Origin of the sequence: Bacillus sp. E214, assembly GCF_008087365.1 — a bacterium.
Taxonomy (GTDB): domain Bacteria; phylum Bacillota; class Bacilli; order Bacillales; family Pradoshiaceae; genus Pradoshia.
Window position 1 is genome coordinate 1,702,264 of sequence record NZ_VENN01000001.1, and the last position, 21,867, is coordinate 1,724,130.

At 38.3% G+C, this 21,867-nt stretch carries 18 protein-coding genes; 2 read left to right on the forward strand and 16 right to left on the reverse strand.

All coding sequences use genetic code 11. The annotated features are described in order from the left end of the window. The first annotated feature begins 370 nt into the window (after window positions 1–370). Window positions 371–1,129, forward strand: coding sequence for a hypothetical protein (locus FHY47_RS07900; RefSeq protein WP_148630076.1), 759 nt, complete (start codon window positions 371–373; stop codon window positions 1,127–1,129). 1,410 nt (window positions 1,130–2,539) lie between these two features. Here the strand turns inward: FHY47_RS07900 and abc-f are convergent. From abc-f to mce, 6 genes are all read right to left on the reverse strand, one after another. Beyond that, the gene (abc-f, locus tag FHY47_RS07905) at window positions 2,540–4,267 is read right to left on the reverse strand and encodes a ribosomal protection-like ABC-F family protein (protein WP_148630078.1); all 1,728 of its coding nucleotides are present in this window, start codon (window positions 4,265–4,267) and stop codon (window positions 2,540–2,542) included. Window positions 4,268–4,688: 421 nt separating this feature from the next. Beyond that, on the reverse strand, window positions 4,689–6,104 hold the full coding sequence (gene gndA / locus FHY47_RS07910; protein WP_066104849.1) for an NADP-dependent phosphogluconate dehydrogenase: 1,416 nt from the start codon (window positions 6,102–6,104) through the stop codon (window positions 4,689–4,691). Between the two features lie 87 nt (window positions 6,105–6,191). Then, window positions 6,192–7,463, reverse strand: coding sequence for a DNA polymerase IV (locus tag FHY47_RS07915; RefSeq protein WP_148630079.1), 1,272 nt, complete (start codon window positions 7,461–7,463; stop codon window positions 6,192–6,194). 105 nt (window positions 7,464–7,568) lie between these two features. Next, window positions 7,569–8,696 (reverse strand): M20/M25/M40 family metallo-hydrolase, encoded by a 1,128-nt coding sequence (locus tag FHY47_RS07920; RefSeq protein ID WP_148630081.1) that lies wholly within the window; start codon window positions 8,694–8,696, stop codon window positions 7,569–7,571. 271 nt (window positions 8,697–8,967) lie between these two features. After that, complete coding sequence (locus tag FHY47_RS07925; protein ID WP_375138418.1) at window positions 8,968–10,509, reverse strand: acyl-CoA carboxylase subunit beta; 1,542 nt, start codon at window positions 10,507–10,509, stop codon at window positions 8,968–8,970. Between the two features lie 10 nt (window positions 10,510–10,519). Further along, window positions 10,520–10,933, reverse strand: coding sequence for a methylmalonyl-CoA epimerase (gene mce, locus FHY47_RS07930; protein WP_066104864.1), 414 nt, complete (start codon window positions 10,931–10,933; stop codon window positions 10,520–10,522). Between the two features lie 157 nt (window positions 10,934–11,090). Between mce and prli42 the strand changes: the two genes are divergently transcribed. Continuing rightward, window positions 11,091–11,186 (forward strand): stressosome-associated protein Prli42, encoded by a 96-nt coding sequence (prli42, locus tag FHY47_RS07935; protein WP_139063836.1) that lies wholly within the window; start codon window positions 11,091–11,093, stop codon window positions 11,184–11,186. A gap of 24 nt (window positions 11,187–11,210) precedes the next feature. Here the strand turns inward: prli42 and FHY47_RS07940 are convergent, their stop codons facing one another. The 10 genes from FHY47_RS07940 to FHY47_RS07985 form a co-directional block, all read right to left on the reverse strand. Beyond that, on the reverse strand, window positions 11,211–11,744 hold the full coding sequence (locus FHY47_RS07940) for a L,D-transpeptidase (protein ID WP_066105640.1): 534 nt from the start codon (window positions 11,742–11,744) through the stop codon (window positions 11,211–11,213). Between the two features lie 53 nt (window positions 11,745–11,797). Beyond that, entirely contained in the window at window positions 11,798–12,769 is a 972-nt protein-coding gene (locus tag FHY47_RS07945) for an aromatic acid exporter family protein (RefSeq protein ID WP_148630082.1), read from the reverse strand. Between the two features lie 84 nt (window positions 12,770–12,853). Further along, window positions 12,854–13,576, reverse strand: a complete 723-nt coding sequence (locus tag FHY47_RS07950) for an amino acid ABC transporter ATP-binding protein (protein WP_066104869.1) — start codon at window positions 13,574–13,576, stop codon at window positions 12,854–12,856. Further along, window positions 13,576–14,229 carry an amino acid ABC transporter permease gene (locus tag FHY47_RS07955; RefSeq protein ID WP_148630084.1) on the reverse strand — a complete coding sequence of 218 codons (654 nt, stop codon included), beginning with the start codon at window positions 14,227–14,229 and terminating at the stop codon, window positions 13,576–13,578. Before FHY47_RS07955 ends, FHY47_RS07950 begins: the two co-directional genes overlap by 1 nt. 66 nt (window positions 14,230–14,295) lie before the next feature. Then, the gene (locus FHY47_RS07960; RefSeq protein ID WP_139892466.1) at window positions 14,296–15,081 is read right to left on the reverse strand and encodes a transporter substrate-binding domain-containing protein; all 786 of its coding nucleotides are present in this window, start codon (window positions 15,079–15,081) and stop codon (window positions 14,296–14,298) included. A 342-nt stretch (window positions 15,082–15,423) separates the two neighbouring features. After that, window positions 15,424–15,861, reverse strand: a complete 438-nt coding sequence (locus FHY47_RS07965) for a BrxA/BrxB family bacilliredoxin (RefSeq protein WP_139892467.1) — start codon at window positions 15,859–15,861, stop codon at window positions 15,424–15,426. A 191-nt stretch (window positions 15,862–16,052) separates the two neighbouring features. After that, on the reverse strand, window positions 16,053–17,096 hold the full coding sequence (meaB, locus tag FHY47_RS07970) for a methylmalonyl Co-A mutase-associated GTPase MeaB (RefSeq protein WP_148630086.1): 1,044 nt from the start codon (window positions 17,094–17,096) through the stop codon (window positions 16,053–16,055). Further along, window positions 17,083–19,263, reverse strand: coding sequence for a methylmalonyl-CoA mutase (scpA, locus tag FHY47_RS07975; protein WP_148630088.1), 2,181 nt, complete (start codon window positions 19,261–19,263; stop codon window positions 17,083–17,085). The genes meaB and scpA overlap by 14 nt, the downstream gene beginning before the upstream one ends. After that, window positions 19,260–21,089, reverse strand: coding sequence for a methylmalonyl-CoA mutase family protein (locus tag FHY47_RS07980; RefSeq protein ID WP_148630090.1), 1,830 nt, complete (start codon window positions 21,087–21,089; stop codon window positions 19,260–19,262). Before FHY47_RS07980 ends, scpA begins: the two co-directional genes overlap by 4 nt. A 142-nt stretch (window positions 21,090–21,231) precedes the next feature. Next, window positions 21,232–21,687, reverse strand: a complete 456-nt coding sequence (locus FHY47_RS07985) for an SAM-dependent methyltransferase (RefSeq protein ID WP_148630093.1) — start codon at window positions 21,685–21,687, stop codon at window positions 21,232–21,234. Window positions 21,688–21,867: the final 180 nt, after the last annotated feature.

The window sequence follows — 21,867 nt, forward strand, 5'->3', positions numbered from 1 at the left end:
AAGGGTAACCCTCGAGCTTCTCGATCATAAACATACCCACCTTCATATAAGGAAAGGAAATAGTTTTTATTTACTATTCTCTTTTTTAGATAAAATACCCAGCTAAAAATAAAACCCACAACAAGACCATAGTTAAATATTTCTCCGATATTTTTCCACTGATTATTATCTCTTTAATTAAGTTATATAGAATATAAAAAAGAAGAGGATGATTATAAATTATTAATGAATCCTTATTCTTACAACAAAGTAAACTCTCTTTGTAAATCTTTACATATCTAAAAAATAACCATTTATCTATATATTTTCATAATATTCTAATATAATATTATCTATAACATGCTTAATTTTTTTTTTTGGAGGAAGAGAAATGGCAAAAAAAATAATTTCATTGTTATTTATTGCATGTATGCTGTTTTGTCTATCCGCGTGCAGAATAACACAGCTTTTTCACACTCATGATTATTCTGATGCCACATGTACAGAACCTAAAATCTGCACTATATGCGAAAAGATTGAAGGTGAAGCATTGGGTCATGAACGCGGAGCCTGGAGCGAGTGGGATATAGATTATGACGAGGCAGTTAGTGTCAGAGAAGTATCTTGCACAAGGTGTGAAACTGTTTTGGATACTGAATCAGAAGATGTGACCTCGTTTGTTGATGGCAATCATTTATCGATTTACCCTTCTGCCTTTGCAGATCGATTTGATGATGCTTTTGACGGTATAAATGGATATTCTTTTGAATCAGAAGAGGAACATGATGAAAATAAATTGTTCTATGATGAAGATAATATCCTTTTTTATAGAATAAAAGACGATAGTCGTTCGGTCGGAATGTATTCGTTCTCCAAAGGAACTGACATATCTGTTCCTGTTAGTCAAGGTTACTCGGAAGGCGTTGCAATCGGCATTACCTTCCTCATTGAAGAAACGACTGATGTATCGCCGATTGTAGCTGCAACGGTATTAGCACTTGATCCAGGTTTAGGGTATTCTGAAGCTTTTGATTTTGGACAAAGCATTCTTGATAATGTTGGCAAACCAGAGGGTGTTACCATGAACTCGATAAATTATATCTTATATAAGAGTGGTTTGTATCATTATCTTCAAGTTACAGTTGTTTAGATGCCGTTATACTTTACCGAAACAAGGCAGAGAATGAGAGTCCTCACTAATCTCTCCCCGGAGCTTACCGTATAGGTCGGCTCTTTTTTGTTGTATGGTTGTATCATAATACAATCATAGCAGCTGCGGCTGCAGGATGGGTTGACCGTCTGTGGACGGTCTCTCAACCGCAGTCCACCTTCTGAATATTAACAAAAATTAACAGTGTTATTATAATACAAGAAAAAGGCATCTCTTATTCTAATATAACAATTTGTTTTTCTAGTATAATTAAATCGGATTATTTTAGCTGTTAATAGGGTATTAGATAGTTGTAGCATTTATGTAGTATAAACATAGGAAAGATGAGGTGTCAGGTGTCATGTATAAAGAGTTAGCGGATATTTTTTCTCTCATTGAGGACGATATGCTATTAACGCGATGAGTACAGAAATCTCACCGGGCAAACTGGCGGACTGTGTACTTACGATCTCAGAGTATGAAGGATATACATTCCCTGCATTAGAAAAAACCTTGAGATGACACTGCATATTTTCTCTTGGGATGAATATAATTTTGAACTAGGTCATCCGGTTTATGTAGCATTCATAGGTGTACATATGTTGTTATAGAGTTTCAGAATATAAGTCTGTGGAAAATTAATTTTATCATGTAAAGGAGACTGCCTTATGGGTTTCTGGTCAACTGTTTTCGCAATCATAGTCGCATTGGTTCTCTTCTCAATATGCGGTTAAATAAGAGACAAAAGAAGGATTTGTTATTTTTCATTGTGCCGCTGATCCTTTTTCAAATGAATGAATTAATTAAAGCGGATGTACAAATTCCTGTCCTCGGATATCTGCTGCGATGTCATTTCAATGACTACCTAGGAGGCATCTCCTTTGCAGCATACCTGAACTTTGTTCTGTCTCTAAGTAACTGGACTTCGTTTCAGCTAACCAAGATCCATCACTTCCTCGTTGCCGGTTTATTTTGTGGAATCTGTTGGGAGGTCATAACTCCTCTATTTATAAAAACGAGTACCGGTGATGCTTGGGATATTATTGCGTATATCTTGGGGATGCTGACATACTGGTATTATGGTAGAAAATTGGCATCTAAAAACAAATAAATAAGTACGATGATAAATATAAAAGAGACGACCAAATGGTAATGACTCCTAAAATTTAGAGTGAAAAACTAAATTTTGGGTCGATACAAATGATCGTCTCTTTGTAGTTCTTTTATTTTTTACTAATATCAAATTATAGCTTCATGAGTAGGAACGTCTCGCAAATGATACTATAAAAAAATGATGGCCCACAGAAAATGATGGCGGGTTCTTCTTACTTATCGGGCGTGAAATTCACCAATAGTGAACACCATAATAATTTCAATCATATCTGCAGAGCACTTCTTTAAGATAAATGGCTAATTTCCGGTTCTATTCAGCATAGTCTTCTGCTCAATTAATTGTTTAAACTCTTCATCCAATGCACTGTACTTAGAATCGCCGGGTGTTAATAAACTCAATTGACTTAAGACTGCAGCTAGTTTTGTCTCTACGACCATAAGTTCTTCTTCGATATTCTTATTCATTGCATTTATTTTTCTGACTGGCTTTCGATTGTTGCTTTCAACGCGGTTAATAATCTTTTCATCAATAACCAGCAGCTTGTTACACAAACGTTCAATTAAATATTGATCATGCGATATAATTAACAAGGTCCCGGCAAAGGTAGAGAGAGTCTCCTCCAATTGTTCTCTGCTCGGCAAATCAAGATGATTAGTCGGTTCATCCAGTATCAACAAATCATAGCCTTCCATCAGCATTTGAACTAGCTTGATTTTTGTACGCTGCCCCATCGATAAAGAGGAAATCGGTTCGTCTACTTGTCTTGCTGTAATTCCGATATTAGCCAAATACGTTTTCGCCCTAAATATCGAATCCCTGTCATAAAGTCCAAGAGCTTCAATTGGTTTCTTATGAACCGGCAGATCACCAACATCCTGACTTAAATAGCCGATTTTCAGAGTCGGACTTTTCCATAACTCTCCCCCGCTGATTGGCTCTTGATCTAGAATCATCCGAATTAGCGTTGTTTTCCCCGCGCCATTAGGACCAACGACACCAATTGACTCCCCATGTTTTATATAAAAATAACTACTTTGGAAAACTGTATGATCCCTATATTGCTTTTTTAAATCTTTTGCCTCCACTATCCGTTTACCGCGCTTGTCCGCTGCCTGAAAATCAAATTCAATCTTTACTTCATCAGCAGGCTTTTCTATTCTTTTTTTTGTAAGTTCTGCTTCCAGCCTTTTTTGCTTAGACTTAACCTGTATATCCATCTTCTTGGCCTTAACTCGGTAATATTCTTTTTTACCCATTAACTTTCTTTCAGAGGCTGTTCCATGCTTCGTTGAATCACGGTGTGCCTTTTCTGACCAATTTTTCAATTGATCCATTTGCGCTTCTACTCGTTTGATTTCTTTCTGTTGTTGATCATATTGATGTTTATGAATTCTTCTGTTTTCTTCTTTTTGTTTCTTATAAGCACTGTAGTTACCAGTAAACTCAAGCGCCATGCCATCCTCGATTTCGTATATACGTCTGACAGCCTGGTCCAGAAAGTATCGATCATGGGAGATGATAATTGCCGCACCTTTATAGGATGCAAGCTCCTCTACCAGCCAAAGAATCCCATCCAAGTCTAAATGATTGGTTGGTTCATCCAGAATTAATAAATCAGGTTTGGTTGACCAAATATGCGCGAGTGCAAGTTTTAGCCTTTCTCCCCCGCTTAAATGGTCCAAACGTTCTTGATTCCATAGCTGTGATCCTTCCAATCCAAGCTGACTCGTCAGCTCAAACATTCCTGCCTCAGCCCCAGACTCCATCATGGATTGAAAGATACTGGCTGAATAGTCAATTGACTGCCGCAGATATCCTATACTGACATGATCTTTCCCAAAACTAATACTCCCTTTATCCGCTTGAATTGCTCCTGTCATAATATTGGCTAATGTTGTTTTCCCTGTCCCGTTATAGCCAATCAGCCCAATTCTATCCCCAGATTCTATAATCATATTTATATTCTTTAAAATCGTTCTTTCACCATAGCTTTTTTGTATTTCCTTCAGACTTAGCATATTCATTCTCACCTCTTAAAATTGACAACTAAAAACCCCAACAGAAGCCTATTGGGGTGTGAACATCGTTTATCAACAGAGGTATACAAATATGAATACAGCTATGGCAGCTGAATCCTTTATTTATACTCTATTCAATGAAAGAACGTGTTATGGGCACACTAATCCAATTTTCAGGCTTCTGTTTTATTTAAAAACATCGCAGAAAACAAGATTAGATTCTCATCGTCCCAATATCATTCCTTTACCTTTTATTGTTTACAGTATATGCCAGCCACTTAAGTGGTGTCAAATAATTCTAAAACTATTATGACTTTTCTGTCACCTAGATATACTAAAATCTATTAACTAGTATGGATTTCATTCCCATGATTATACAAAAAAAAAGCAGCTTAAAGTACAAGGTCTTTAAGCTGCTTTATTGATATTATTTAGATTCCATCCATTCAGTATGGAAAATACCTTCTTTATCTACACGCTCGTATGTGTGAGCTCCAAAGTAGTCACGTTGTGCCTGTAATAGATTTGCAGGCAATGTTTCTGCACGGTAGCTGTCATAGTAGGACAATGCTGCTGTAAAGCATGGTACCGGAATACCAGCTTGAACAGCTGCTACGATTACTTCACGCAACGCTTCCTGATAGCTTAATGCAATTTCTTTGAAATAATCGTCCAAAAGAAGATTCTTAAGGTTAGGATTGCGATCATAAGCATCTTTAATCTTTTGAAGGAATTGCGCACGAATGATACATCCGCCACGGAAGATCATCGCAATATCACCATACTGAAGATCCCAATTGTATTCGTCAGATGCAGCTTTCATTTGTGCAAAGCCTTGAGCATATGAACAAATTTTGCTCAAATATAAAGCTTTTCGAATTGATTCGATAAACGCTGCTTTATCTCCGGCAAATGGTTTAACCTCAGGACCTGTTAAAACTTTAGAGGCTTCCACACGTTCTTCTTTCAACGCAGATAAGAAACGCGCAAATACAGACTCAGTAATGATTGGCAGTGGAACACCAAGATCCAGCGCACTTTGACTTGTCCACTTTCCAGTTCCTTTTTGGCCTGCTTTATCAAGGATTACATCTACCATCGGCTTACCGGTCTCGTCATCTTTTTTCGTAAAGATGTCAGCAGTGATTTCGATTAGGTAGCTATCAAGTTCACCTTTATTCCATTCTGAGAATACACCATGAAGTTCATCAGCATTAAGCCCTAGAATATGGCGTAATAAAGCATAGGATTCGGAAATCAATTGCATATCTCCGTATTCTATTCCATTGTGAACCATTTTCACATAATGGCCAGCTCCATCCGGCCCAATATATGTACAACAAGCATCATCGCCAACTTTAGCGGAAATAGCTTTTAAAATTGGAGCTACAAGCTCGTATGCTTCCTTTTGTCCTCCAGGCATAATAGAAGGGCCTTTCAGTGCTCCCTCTTCACCGCCGGATACACCTGTCCCAATAAAATGGAATCCTTGCTTGCTTAGTTCTTCATTACGGCGTTGCGTATCTTTAAAGAACGTGTTACCGCCATCAATCAGGATATCCCCTTTATCAAGATAAGGAGTTAATTGGGCAATAGTTGCATCAGTTGCTGCACCCGCTTTAACCATGATTAAGATTTTACGCGGCGTTTCCAATGAGTTTACAAATTCTTCGATTGAATAGGTAGGATGAACATTTCTGCCTTCTGCCTCTTTCATCATAGCATCTGTTTTTTCGGATGAACGATTATATACTGAAACGGAATATCCACGGCTTTCAATATTAAATGCTAAATTCTTACCCATTACGGCAAGACCGATTACACCGATTTGTTGTTTTTCCATCTGTAAACATTCCTTTCATTGATTTATTCGCTATATTAAATCGTATTAACTTTAGCAATTTTACACTATTTTCGCAAGTGCTACGAATTAGTTTCCCTTGTCATTCCTAGGTTTGGGACGTTTTAAGAAGTCCTTGCTAAAACTGGTATTAGCATCCACTTTATTGTTATCTATTTCTATCCCTTTTCGGATAATTTTATCCCCAAACTTTTTAGTTAGCTTTTCCACAGTCGTATCCAATTTCACTTCTTTTTCATCCTGATCAAAAGAAAAAATGTCCAATTGCTTAATTGCTTCCTGCTGTTCAACTACTTCATTTGCTGTTACCCCTAATAGCCTAACTGGATTTCCATTCCAATGCTTTGAAAAAAGATCTCGTGCATGGCTATATAGATCTTCAGCCTTATGAATAGGATTTTGAAGGGTTTTACCTCGTGTTACTGTTTTTCGATCCTTATAACGAATCATGATTTGAACTTTTATAGTCAGTAGTTCCTTTTTCTTTAACCGAGCAGAAACTTTTTCACTCAAACGATGAAGGACTTCGAACAATTCCTGCTGGTTTGTTACATCTCTTGGTAATGTGGTTGAATTCCCGACACTTTTAAAATCATATATCGACTCAGGATCTACCACACGTCTGTCAATGCCATTAGCTCTTTCTCTTAATCGAACCCCATTAATTCCAAGCAGCTTTTTAAGCGAAACCTCATGTGCATTAGCCAAATCACCAATTGTTTTAATGTTTATTGATGACAGTTTTTCAGCTGTTTTCTGGCCCACTCCATGCATCTCTCCAACCGGCAGATGCCAAAGTTTAGCCTGAACTTCACGCTTTCTAAGAATCGTAATTCCCATTGGTTTTTTCATATCTGAAGCCGTTTTCGCCAAAAACTTATTTGGAGCTATACCTATACTGCAAGGTAAATCCATCGTTTCCATAATCCTTTTTTGAATGGTCTGGGCTATTTCAACTGGTGAATTATCTCCGCAATAATCGGTAATATCCAAATACCCTTCATCTATCGAAACTGGTTCTACAAGCGGTGTATACATCCGCAACAAATCAAAAATACCTTGCGAGGCAGCACGGTACCGGTCAAAATTAGGTTCCATCAGGATAAGGCCGGGACAAAGCTTCTGCGCCTGCCAAATAGGCATGGTCGTTTTCACTCCATGTTTACGCGCTGCATAGCTGCATGTCACGATAATCCCTCTTCTTTCTTTTGCATTCCCGGCAATTGCCAATGGCTTGCCTTTCAATTCAGGATTATGTGCCATTTCAACTGAGGCGTAGAAGCTATTCATATCCACATGTAAAATGACTCTTCCGCCTTTTTTTACTTGACGTTGTTCCATCTCTTAAACCCTCTTATTCCCTTATATTCACTGTTTATCCGGCACTAAACAATTTTATGTAAAATGGCCACCGGAATAATCCAGTGGCACCTTGAACGAACACTATTATTTAGATGGATTTGCTACTTCTTCAATAATTGCAAGTACCATTTCACCAAGCTTATTAAGCTCAGCAATTGGCATTTTTTCACTTGTAGTATGGATATCCTCATATCCTACCGCAAGATTAACTGTAGGAATGCCATGTCCAGCAATGACATTTGCATCACTGCCTCCTCCGCTGTGCTGAAGTTTTGGTTCACGTCCGATTTTAACGGCTGCTTTTTTAGCAACTTCCACTACATGATCACCATGATCATATTTAAAACCAGGATACATAACCGTTACTTCTACTTCAGCAGAACCGCCCATTTCTGCAGCTGTTGTTTCAAAGGCATCTTTCATTTTCGCAACCTGAGCTTCCATTTTCTCAGGGATTAGGGAGCGCGCCTCCGCCAGAATTTCTACGTGATCACAAACGATATTTGTTTGAGTACCACCCTCAAAGCGACCGATATTAGCAGTTGTTTCTTCGTCAATTCGTCCAAGCGGCATTTTGGCAATAGCTTTAGCCGCAATCGTAATTGCAGAAACACCTTTTTCCGGCGCAACTCCTGCATGCGCTGTTTTACCTTTAATAACAGCCTGTACTTTAGCTTGTGTCGGTGCTGCAACAATAATGTTACCAACCGCTTCATCACTATCCAATGCAAAACCATATGTAGCTTTAATAAGAGAACGATCCAATACCTTTGCACCAACTAAGCCGGATTCTTCACCAACTGTGATGATGAATTGGATTGGGCCATGCTCAATATTGTTTTCTTTTAATACACGGATAACTTCCAGCATTACGGAAAGACCAGTTTTATCATCTGCCCCAAGAATAGTTGTACCATCAGTTACTACATAACCATCTTTAATGGAAGGTTTGACACCGTTACCAGGAACAACCGTATCCATATGGGATGTAAAATAAATCGTATCAACACCTTCTTTAGTGCCAGGCAGCGTACAGATTAAGTTGCCTGCTCCAAAGCCAGTAAGTTCCTTTGCATTGTCCTCGTAAACGTCTACTCCGAGAAGACTGAATTTATCTTTTAAGATTTTTGCTATTTGTCCTTCATTTTTTGTTTCAGAATCAATTTGTACTAATTCTAAGAATTCTTGTAATAATCTCTCTTCATTAATCAATTGTCTTCCTCCTATCAGGAATAAGTTACTTTATAAGTATACCGATGTTTTTGTCATAAGAAAAGAGCAGGCACTTGACATATGGCAGACAGTTTTTCCCTTTGCAAATAATAATTTTGAGCCATTCTCTTTTTCAGGGAATGTGGTGTACGGTTAGTATCATTTAGGAATTACAAGTCTTTTATTGAGCTGTTTAATAATCAGATACAATTAATCCTTATTAAAAAAATAGATTACAAGAAAAGAGCCCTTTATAGGACTCTTCAATAGATTAAAGCGGAATATTTCCATGTTTTTTTGACGGCCTTGATTCTTTTTTTGTTCGAAGCATCTCTAAGGCCTGTGCCAATTTAATTCGGGTTTCTCTTGGATCGATAACATCATCGACCATCCCTTGACTTGCCGCTATATATGGATTGGCAAATTTTACGCGGTATTCTTCAATTTTTTGTTGGCGTACAGCTTCAGGATCAGAGCTATTGTTAATTTCTTTAGCAAAAATGATATTAGCTGCACCCTGTGGCCCCATTACAGCGATTTCAGCATTCGGCCAAGCATAGACAAGATCAGCCCCAATCGATTTACTGTTTAAGGCTACATATGCTCCCCCATATGCTTTTCTTAAAATCACCGTTAATTTTGGAACGGTTGCTTCCGAATAAGCATACAAAATTTTTGCACCATGCCGAATAATTCCTCCATGCTCCTGTTTAATTCCTGGAAAAAATCCAGTTACATCCTCAAATGTAATAATCGGGATATTAAATGAATCACAGAAACGGATAAATCTTGCCGCCTTATCAGAAGAATTGATATCGAGTCCTCCCGCCATATATTTCGGTTGATTACATACCAAACCGACTGTCTCACCTTTAATTCTAGCTAAACCAATCACTAGGTTTCGAGCAAAACTCTCTTGAATTTCAAAGAAGGAATCCTGATCGACTACTGCATTTACAACCTTTCTTACATCATAAGGACGGATACCGTCATAAGGTACTAATTCAGCAATATCAGGACAATAATCATTTTGCTCAGTCCATTCACTTACTGGTGGTTTTTCTTCATTATTTAAAGGCAGATAGGAAAGCAATTTCCTTACCAAACGTAATGTTTCTTCCTCAGTTTTTCCTTCAAAATGTGCATTTCCACTAATAGAATTATGGACTTTCGCTCCACCTAAATCTTCTGAACTAATTTTTTCTCCGGTCACGGTTTCTATCACTTTTGGACCGGTGATAAACATTTGGCTTGTTTGATCCACCATAAAAACGAAATCCGTAATGGCTGGAGAATATACGGCACCACCTGCACATGGGCCCATGATAACTGATATTTGCGGTACAACGCCCGAGTAGATAACATTGCGGTAAAAAACCTGGCCATATCCATCCAGCGAGGTGACACCCTCCTGAATTCTCGCTCCGCCGGAATCATTTAATCCTATTATTGGAGCTCCGTTTTTAGCAGCCAAATCCATAATGGATGATATTTTCTTGGCATGCATCTCACCCAACGCTCCGCCAAATACGGTAAAATCCTGAGAAAAAATATAAACTGGCCTTCCATCAATTTTGCCATAGCCGGTTACAACCCCATCGCCAGGCCCTTTTATTTGATCCAAACCAAAGTCTCTGTTGCGATGTTCAACAAAAGCATTCAGTTCAACAAAGCTATTATCATCCATCAAAATATCGATTCTCTCTCTAGCTGTCAATTTTCCTTTTTCGTGTTGTTTTTCAATCTTATCCCATCCGCCACCAAGCTCGATATCATTTTTTCTATCATACAGTTCGGTTATTCTTTCATACATATCCACTATTTTATTCCTCCCGTTCCGGTTTCTCTAGAACCTCTACTAAAACTCCCTGTACCGACTTAGGATGTATAAAAGCTACTTGTGTATGATGTGCTCCGGGTCTGGGTTCTTCATCAATCAATTGAATGCCATTATCCTTTATTTCTTTAATTCTTTCTTTAATATCACTCACTTCAAGCGCAATATGGTGTATGCCTTCCCCTCTTTTTGCAATAAATTTTGCAACAGCACTTGATTCATTCAAGGGCTCCAATAACTCTATTCGTGTATTACCAGTGGATAAAAAAGCTACCCTAACTCCCTGGCTCTCGACTATTTCTTCCCCTTCATTTACCATACCAAAAATCCCCTCATATAAAGGAAGCGCTTTCGAAATGGAACGAACAGCAATGCCGATATGGTCAATTCCCTTTTGCATACAAATCCCCCTTTATTTTCCTACCTTAAATAATAGAGCATTCTTAAAATTCTATAAAGATATTTTGCTCAAATAGTGAATGAAATTTTTTTAGACTTGAGGAGTTTTGCTAAACATAGTAGTATCAAATAGAAGAATGTAAAAGGAGTGTAGCTCTATGTCTAAAAAGCGTACACAGAAGATAATCGTTTATATTATGATTTTTACGATGGTCGCGGTGACCTTATTATCCGGTTTGTCAGCTTTCCTATAAAAAATAAACCTCATCTTTTTCTCTTCACGGAGAGTCAGATGAGGTTTTTTCGTTTATGGCATGAAATAGTCTCGCATAAAAAGAAGCAGGCTCTGAATTATCATAGATGTACACCTTTGTACCAAGCGGAACTAATTCAAACAGTACCTGGACTTCTTGATTTTTCATCCGGATACATCCAGCAGACACCTTTTTTCCAATCGAATCCTCCTGATTCGTTCCATGAATCCCGTAATTTCTACCATTCGTTTTACGTGCATCAAACCCCATCCATCTAGAGCCGAGTGGGTTTCTTTCATCATTACCGGGAATCGACTTTCTGGAGTATTCAGGATCCTCGAATTTTGTAATAATCGTAAATAGACCCTCTGGTGTATCTTCATCATTCTTTCCAGTAGCAATCGAAAATTGATATCTTTCCTGATTATCAACATAAAATACTAGCTGATTGGTTTGTTTATTAATCACGATAAACGGATCCCCGGGAATTGGGTTGGGTCCTAAAGGCCATATTGGAGACATTACTTGCAGTAATAACCAGAGTGACATCCATTTCATAAAAAACACCCATCCTTTTTTTGTTTAGGATGGGCTCTGAACTGTGTTTTCATTCATTTCTTTTCTTTAGAATTTGGCAGTGGTTTCACTGTACTTTTGATTATTAGATAGTCTTTCAATTCTTTGATCAGCTGGAAAAGTGCGGCCCGTTTCTCAAAATCATCGAAGGATGTTGGAATTTCTTTCTTTTTTACTTCCTTCACTAACTTCTCAAGCATCTCGATGTATTCATTAGCGGTATTATGATGATGAACATTATCACTTAAAAATCCAATGTATTCACCAAGTTCATGACTGACCTCATCACCCGATAAATCCATCTTAGCAACTAAAGGCAGTATTCTCTTTAAGATACTCAACTGTTTTTCACGGAGTTTAAAATAGTGATAGTACGAGGCATCATCGACTATTTTATGATTTTCTTCCTCCAAAGCTGCATAGTAAACCGCTTTTCGAATTAAATTTTCTGCATCTATAATCTCTTTACCGCTCCAGGCACTGTTCCCTGTCACCAAATAATTACTTAATTCCTTAAAAATAATACTATAGAGCTTTTCAATATCCATTCGGTATTTTTTTAGCTCCCGCTCCATGTTCGGCATATAAAAGTTAACCAGAAAGGCAACTGTAATCCCAATGACAACTAGTAAAAATTCATTAAGTAAGCTTGACAATGTAATCGAATTAGAAGCGTATAAGTGCAAAATAATTACACTGCTTGTCACAATACCGCCAGAAATATTTAATGCAACAGTTGTCGGAATAAAAAACAACAGCATTAATCCAATGACAGGAGGTGTATATCCGAGAAGTTCAAAAAATGCAAAGGAATAAAGCATGGCCAATGAACAGGCAAAGAAACGCTCACCGGCAGCCCTGAACGATCGCTTTTTTGTTCTTTGAATACACAATATAGTAATGATTCCAGCAGAGGCAAAACTCTGAAGCCCAATTATTTGGGCTATGTATATAGCAATTGGAGTCCCTATAGCCGTTTTAACGGTTCGATATCCGATTTTAAACATAGTTTATGTAGTCCCTCTCATGCAATTTAATGCAAAAAAGACGCTCTGAAATCAGACCATCTTTTTACTAATAGCATAAACTTTTTAGAGTACCTTTTGCAAGAAGTCTTTAGCACGTTCAGATTTAGGATTCGAGAAAAACTCTGCCGGAGGGGCATCCTCCACAATCACTCCTCCATCTAAAAATAAAACTCGATCGGCTACTTCCTTAGCAAATCCCATTTCATGCGTCACAATCGCCATTGTCATTCCTGAAGTTGCCAGTGATTTCATAACTTCAAGTACTTCTTTCACCATCTCAGGGTCAAGTGCTGATGTAGGTTCATCAAATAGCATAATTTCAGGCTTCATGGCTAACGCTCGCGCTATGGCTACCCTTTGTTTTTGACCGCCGGAGAGGCGTTCAGGATACACATTCGCTTTATCTTCCATTCCTACTTTTGCCAATAGTTCCATTGCTTCCTTTTTGGCTTGCTCTTTCTTGACTTTGCGGACTTTCATTGGTGCGTACATGATGTTTTCTAAAACCGTCTTATGAGGAAACAGATAAAAGTGCTGGAATACCATTCCTACATTCTGACGCATCGCTAACACATCTGTTTTCGGTGCAGTAATCTCCTCACCCTTTATCCAAATCTGTCCGCCAGTTGGTTTTTCCATTAGGTTCATACAACGAAGAAATGTTGATTTACCGGAACCGGATGGTCCAATTACAGCAATCACTTCTCCTTCTTTTATCTCTGTGGAAATCCCCTTTAAAACTTCCAGCTTTCCATAGCTTTTATATAGCTCTTTTACTTTTATCATCAGTGCTGCAACCTCTTTTCAAGCATTTTTCCGATTAGCGTTAAAATCATAACTAATACGTAATAGATTAAACCTGCAAACAGAAGCGGCTCTAAATATTGGAAGGTTTGTCCCCCAACTTGGTATGCGCGTCTCATGATATCCATTACCCCAATAGTTGTAACGATCGCAGATTCCTTTGTAAGCGTGATGAATTCATTCATTAAGGCAGGTAAAATATTTTTATATGCCTGCGGAAGGATGATATTGGCCATCATGCTGCTGTATGGAACACCAAGTGCCATGGCTGCTTCCCTTTGACCCTTATCTACCGCAAGAACTCCCCCACGGATAATTTCGGAAATATATGCAGCCGAGTTTAGAGAAAACGCTAGAACTGCTGCCCAATACCCTTCAATTTGAAAACCAAATAATTGCGGTGAAGCAAAATAAATAATCATTAATTGAAGAACTAATGGAGTACCCCTAAATATAGATGTATAAAAATCTGATAACCAAATGAGCGGCTTAATTGTAGTGATTTTGCATAAAGCTATAATGGTTCCAAGCAAGAAACCAAACAATGCAGCCAATGCTGCTATTTGCAATGTCGTATATACACCTTCCAGTATATAGGGCATGGAAGGGATAATATCTGTAAAATCAAGATTCATGTACTTTCTCCTATCACTGTTAATAAAAAGAAAATTTCAGAAAGGGGTTCTCCCTTTCTGAAATTATTATTCAGCGTCTCCGCCAAACCATTTTAGAACTAACTCTTCAAGTTCACCATTTTCTTTCATCTTTTTCAACTCTTCATTAAATTGATCGCGCAATTCACTGCCTTTTTTGAAAGCAATGGCAGATCCAACTTCTTCTGCATCTCCTTCAAGAAGGAATCCTGTTAAATCTTCATTCTTATCAAGATACCCTTGTGCCACTAAATCTTCAATAATAGCCGCATCAAAACGTTCAGATTTTATTTCCTGTACCAATTCAGGAATTTTGTCACGGTTTTCAACTGTCATTTTTGTTATTTTAGCTAATTCCTGAGCTTTTTCTTCTTGAATAGAACCCATTTGTACCCCGACAGTTTTATTTTCCAGATCTTTAACTGATTCGATTTTGTTATCTTTTGAAGTGACAATCATATGGTTCGCTGTGTAATAAATATCAGAGAAATCCACATTCTTTTCACGCTCCTCAGTTGGAGTCATCCCAGCCATAACAAAATCAGCTTGTCCATTTTTCACAGCCGTTACTAAACCGCCAAAATCCATATCGACAACTTCTACTTTATAACCAAGTTTCCCAGCAATCGCTTTTGCCAAATCTACATCAAATCCGATAATTTCATCACTTTTCGCTGTATCAATGTATTCGAATGGTTTATAATCAGCCGATGTAGCCATTTTTAAAACTTTTTCATCTTCAGAACCATTTCCTGACTCGTCAGAACTTCCACAAGCCGTTAATACCGAAACTGCTAATACTGCTGTCAATAAACTAAGCAACCATTTTTTCATTGTCCTTTACCCCCACTATAATGTGTTTTTCATGATGATAGTTTTCATTTCCTTACACAATTAAACTATCAAACTATATTTTAAGATTTAATAAATATTATATATATGCAACAAAATGTATTTTAACACATAAAATCTGTTTTGCAAAATATTTAATTATTATGTATATATAATTAATTTTTCTTGAGTTTTCACGCGTTAAACTAAAAAAGAAGTATCAAAAAATGATACTTCTCCCATAACATTATAATAAAATTATATACAGAATTTTATTATATTTAGACATTTTCATTCTTATCTTTTTTGAGCTTATTTTCCTCTTTTCACCTGAGGTAAGATCAATTAGACTTCTTCACAATATTCATCAAACATTTTTTGCAGATTTTCAATTACTTCTACAGGTTCATGCCCTTCAATCTCATGACGCTCAACCATTTTAATGATTTTTCCATCTTTTAAAAGAGCGAATGATGGAGAGGAAGGCGGATAGCCCGTAAAGTATTCTCTTGCTCTGGCAGTAGCTTCTTTATCCTGACCGGCAAAGACCGTTACCAATTGGTCTGGTCTTTTATCATAATTCACTGCATGATAAGCAGCAGGACGAGCAATACCACCTGCACATCCACAAACAGAGTTAACCATAACAAGCGTTGTTCCCTTTTTGCTTAGAGTCTCATCTACTTCTTCTGCAGTTGTTAATTCTTTGTAACCTGCATTTTGTATTTCCTGACGAGCCTGGCGAACCACGTCGTTCATAAATAAATTAAAATTCATGCTCACTTAAACATCTTCCTTTCTATCGGAGCTACCCTTATAGTATCAGAGCAGCCGTTTTTTATAAAATATTCCAGATGACAGGTTTAGTTTACTTACACAGGGGAATAGTACCTTTAATTAAGATGACCCCCTATACTCCTAAACTTTTGGATAGCCATAAGGCTATCCATCTTTTTTATGTACTACTCTACATTTTACTTATCCTTCGAAAAAAAATACAGATGAAATAATTCAGCAGCTGCTTTTGAAACTATTTTCTCTCCATCTCTGACACTTGCTTCGATAATCGGTAATAGTTTCTTAACAGCTTTATCGGTATAAAAATGATCAATGATTTGCTGTTCTACTTCACTCTCAAACCATTTTGTGACCTGCCGTTTTCGCCTATTCGAAAATTCACCTGTTTCCTTTGTGAAAACGGAAAATTCTATAATGGCCTCCCAAATTTCATTCAGACCCTGTTTATGCAAGGCTGAACAAGCAAACGTCCTGACAGTCCAATCCTTTGTAGCCGGTATATGATCACGGAGGATTTGACGGTATTCCTCTTTCGCTCGCATTGCTAGCTTTTCATTTTCCCCATCAGCTTTATTAACAGCTATTCCATCGACAAGCTCAAGGATGCCTTTTTTCATTCCTTGCAGTTCGTCTCCTGCACCCGTAAGAGTCAGCAGCAGAAAAAAATCTACCATATCCCTGACTTCAGCTTCACTTTGTCCCACTCCAACCGTTTCTACTAAGATCACTGAATATCCGGCAGCCTCACAAATCATCATGCTTTCTCTTGTTTTACGGTGCACACCGCCTAATTTACCTCCTGATGGGGTCGGGCGGATAAAGGCATTTGGATGTTTCGAAAGTTCTTCCATCCTAGTCTTATCTCCAAGTATACTGCCTCCGCTGATGGAAGAGCTGGGGTCAATGGCAAGTACGGCCACTTTATACCCAAGCTCACATAAAAATAGCCCCATATTCTCAATAAATGTACTCTTTCCTGCCCCTGGAACCCCACTAATACCGATGCGAATTGAATTCCCTGTAAAGGGGAGGATAGATTGCAAAATCTCTTCAGCATGCGGACGATAAACGTCCCCTTTGCTTTCAACGAAAGTAATGGCTTTTGATAATGCTTGTAATTGCCCGGCTTTTAAGTTCCGGACAATTTCCTCTGTATCAACGGGCTTCGTATGGACTCTCTTATATCTTTTTCTTTCGTATTGCTGATTATGGTCTGTCATGACTGGACACTTCCTCATACCCTAGCCTTTTATAAATTTCATTTACTATTTTGATAGCCGCTTCCGGTATGACGGTTCCAGGACCAAATATAGCTGAAGCTCCATGCTCGTATAAATAGTCATAGTCCTGCTCCGGTATGACACCTCCTGCAATAATGACGATATCCTCCCGGCCAAGTTTTTTTAGTTCACTGGCCAACTGAGGCAACAATGTTTTATGCCCTCCGGCTAAAGAACTCATCCCTATGACATGCACATCATTTTCAACTGCCTGTTTAGCAGACTCCTCCGGTGTTTGAAATAAAGGACCCATATCGACATCAAATCCAAGATCTGCATAAGCTGAGGCAACTATTTTAGCCCCTCGGTCATGACCGTCCTGACCCATTTTGGCAATTAATATTCGGGGACGGCGACCCTCATTTAGCAAAAATCCCTCTGTTAATTCTCTAACTTCTTTGATTTTATCCAACTCCCGATAATGGGAACCATAGACTCCGCTGATTGTTCGGATAACAGCGCGGTGGCGACCCGAAACCGCTTCTATCGCATCCGAGATTTCACCAAGAGTTGCTCTTGCAATTGCTGCCTCAACAGCCAATTCCAACAAATTTCCTTCGCCAGACTGTGCCGCTTTGGTCAATGCATTCAGTGTTTTTGTAACTTGTTCCTGATTACGCGTATCCTTAATCGTTTCGAGTCGTTTAATCTGCTGTTCGCGGACCTTTGAATTATCAATTTCAAGGATATCAAATTCTTCTTTTTCTTCTGTCCTGTATTGATTGATTCCAATCATGATTTCTTCACCGGAATCAATCTTTGCTTGCCGGCGTGCAGAAGCTTCCTCAATCCTCATCTTTGGAATACCGGATTCAATTGCTTTCGCCATGCCTCCAAGCTGTTCAATCTCTTCCAAATGTGCCCATGCTTTCTCAATTAAACGATTCGTTAAGGACTCGACATAATAGGAACCACCCCATGGATCAATAACATTTGTAATTCCGGTTTCCTCCTGTAAGAATAACTGCGTATTCCTGGCGATACTGGCTGAAAACTCTGTCGGCAGCGCAATCGCTTCATCGAAAGCATTTGTATGTAAGGATTGAGTATGCCCGAGTGCCGCTGCATGTGCCTCTATTAAAGTTCTGGCGATATTATTGAATGGATCTTGTTCAGCAAGGCTCCAACCAGATGTTTGCGAATGTGTTCTAAGTGCAAGCGATTTTTCATTTTTCGGATCAAATTGTTTCATAAGTTTTGACCATAAAAAGCGAGCCGCTCTTAGCTTAGCAACTTCCATAAAATAGTTCATACCGATACCCCAAAAAAACGATAAACGTGGGGCAAACGTATCAATAGGTATGCCCGCTTTCAATCCTGTTTTCACATACTCAATTCCATCAGCCAGTGTATAGGCAAGCTCCAAATCTGCAGGTGCTCCTGCCTCCTGCATATGATAGCCAGAGATTGATATACTATTAAATTTCGGCATATGAGCGGAGGTATACTCAAAGATATCGGCAATAATTTTCATAGACATAGCTGGTGGATAAATATACGTATTACGTACCATATATTCTTTTAAAATATCATTCTGTATCGTTCCGGTAAGCCGTGATGAATCTACTCCCTGTTCTTTTGCTGTAGCAATATAAAATGCCATTATCGGCAATACGGCCCCATTCATTGTCATCGAAACAGACATTTTCTCTAGTGGTATACCGGAGAATAGTATTTTCATGTCTTCTATCGAATCAATCGCAACTCCCGCTTTCCCAACATCCCCAACCACACGTGGGTGATCAGAATCATAGCCTCGATGAGTCGCTAAATCAAATGCAACCGATAGCCCTTTTTGTCCCATCTCCAAATTCCGTCTGTAAAAAGCATTTGATTCTTCAGCAGTAGAAAAGCCAGCATATTGGCGAACTGTCCATGGACGGTTTACATACATCGCTGCATATGGTCCCCGTGTAAAGGGAGCAATCCCCGGGAAGGACGGTACATGCTCCACCAGTTCTAAATCATCCCGATTATATAGAGGCTTTAACGGTATTTGCTCATTTGTTTCAAAGTCAGGAATATCCGAACGTATATCTGCTGAATCTGAAACGAAATCCTCATGGACAGACTGCCAATCTATTTGTGAAAAATCCGTTTTTTTCATACTTTTACCCCCTGCCTTGATGACAATACGGTTAATAGGTCAATCATATTTGTATGTCGGTCAATTTTCTTCCAATTAAATTCCTTAATAGCCAAATCAAAATTCCCCACTGCATAAATATGCATATTGCTGTCTACTTTTAAATTGGATAATGGCGTATTCAAGTGATTCTCATCACCGCATATCAGGATATAGCTTCCCTGGCAACCTCTTATTATCTCTTCCAGCATTTCTTGATTTACTATTCCGGTTCGCTCTGTATAACTCAGCCCCCCTGCCGCCAATACTTCTTTTGAAAGATCAATATATGGCTTAGATTGAGAGACGCTGCCCAGCCCAATCACTATGATTCTTTGCTGTTGCTCCATCTCATTTCCCCAGGTCAAATTCATCGATCGAATAGCTTCAAATTCTGATGCTAAACGGATTGGTTTAAGCGGGAATATTTCTTTTTCACTCTTTTGAATGCTTTGCGTATCTATTAAATTCTGCGTGAGATCCGGTCGTTCTTCTTTTGGATTTGCATACACATTTGTACCCACCATCTTTTCCTTCCTAATAGCTACCGCTGATAATCTGTTTTTAGCTAGCTCTGCTAACTCTCCTTGTATTTGCCCCTTCTTTAACTCTGAAAGAATGCCGCCTTTTTTCTCCAGTTTAATAAACTGATCCCATGCCTGTTGACACAGTTCATCTGTTAAAGCCTCCAAATAGTAAGAACCCCCGCCTGGATCAGCTGTTTTCATTAACATGCTCTCTTCCCTAAGAATATGTGGAATGTTTCTTGCCAGGCGTTTTCCAAGAGAACTCTTTTCTCTTTGCAATTGATCGAATGGAATGACCGTGAGATACTGACAGTTCCCAATTACAGCTGCCAATGCTTCATTTGTTGTACGAAGGAGATTTACATAATGATCAAACCCGGTTTTATTTCTTAATGAGGTCTGTGCATGGATGTCCATTTTAAAGATGTTTTCCTGATCATATGCCTTACCAACCGCAAACCAAAGCTTTCGCGCAGCTCGAAGTTTGGCAATTTGCATGAAAAAGGAGGAATCAATCGAGAATGAAAAAATTATTTTTTCTGCCGTTTCTTGTGCTGATAACCCTGCCTGCATGCCTTCAAATACATAATGTGCACCAAGTGATAATGAATACGCAATCTCTTTGACGGCATCTGCACCTGCTTCATGATAAGGCCTACTATTGACTAGAATTGTTTTTATTGTTGAGGAAGATAGATTCCAGTTCTTTATATAGTGAAACCAATCAGATAAGGCATTGTTTTCTTTAGTAGGTATAGACCCTCTTTCAGCCCATTCAGTAATTAAATCTCGTACCACTGCTCCTTGTTGATCAGATAGCCCGTTAACCTCAGCTAACTTTTCCATAATGATTTCCTGCCGGTTACCAGAACCAGCCTCTAGAAATAAAGGATAGTCCTCAATCGGCAAATCATTCAATAGTATGATAAGTTCTTCACTGCCCATTTTGTTTACATCAAAGGAAATCGTATTTTGCCCATTCTCCAATGCCTCGAGTATAGTTCCCTTAATATTGCTTCCTGTTGCCACTTGGCAAATTTTTAGCGGGTGATGCTGATAGCCATTTTCATAGATTCCTCTTGTATAAGGAGGTTTACCGGGTACGGGTACTTCATCTTTTTCTGAATCCAAATTGTAAAGCGGTTTCAAAATGATTTTTTCAAACGTTTGAGTGTGTAATGTGTCCAGTTCTTTTCCCTTTAAAGATTTTAGAACTGCTTTTTCCCACTCCTCCACTGTTGTCTGTTGAAACCTATCATTCTTCGCATCCTTTATCTTCATAGCTTGCTTTCTACTAAAAGAAAGCTCCCTCCCCTCGCCAATTAACGAAATAGTATGTTAATTAATCTTATCATGCAAACGACCTTTTTCTCCAACAAAAGGAAAAATAGTCCAAATCTTCTTAAATCATTATTCAATCAATTCACCAATACTTCTCCATTAAAGTATTTGACCAGGTGGGTTGAAGAACTCTTTCTTTTGGCAAAAATTCTTTCATTACAAGCTTAATATCTATGATAGGGGTACCATCCAGAGCATCTAGCCCTTTAACAGTTAATACTCTCTGTTCAACTCCCACCAATTCAACGATTGTAACCCCAAGCTTATTCGGCCGATTCTTCCCTCTTTGTGCAAAGATGCCTACCTCGGGAAATTCTTTATTTCTGGGATGTCTTGCTTCATACTGAATATTTCTATCATCTACTTTGTCAAAATAAAAAATAATTTCTAAATGAGAGAATTCGTGTATACCTTTTAAAGACGATTGACTTATATTCTCAGCCAGTTCAATGGACGATACAATAGCACCCCAATCATCATCCACTATTTCTTTCCTGCTATTCTTCACAAATGCTATTGGTTCTATCAAATAGTACATAGCTACATCCATCCCCTTAATCAGACGGCAGTCACTCTATCATTTCTTCAACTCCGAGAAAAATTCCTTTAAAATAAAATGAAAAGAAAAACGTCGATGAATTCACAGGTGTATACAATGTCCATTCTTCAGAGGAACTTCATTGTTTTCATTTAATCCAGTAAATTATTTCTTGGGAAA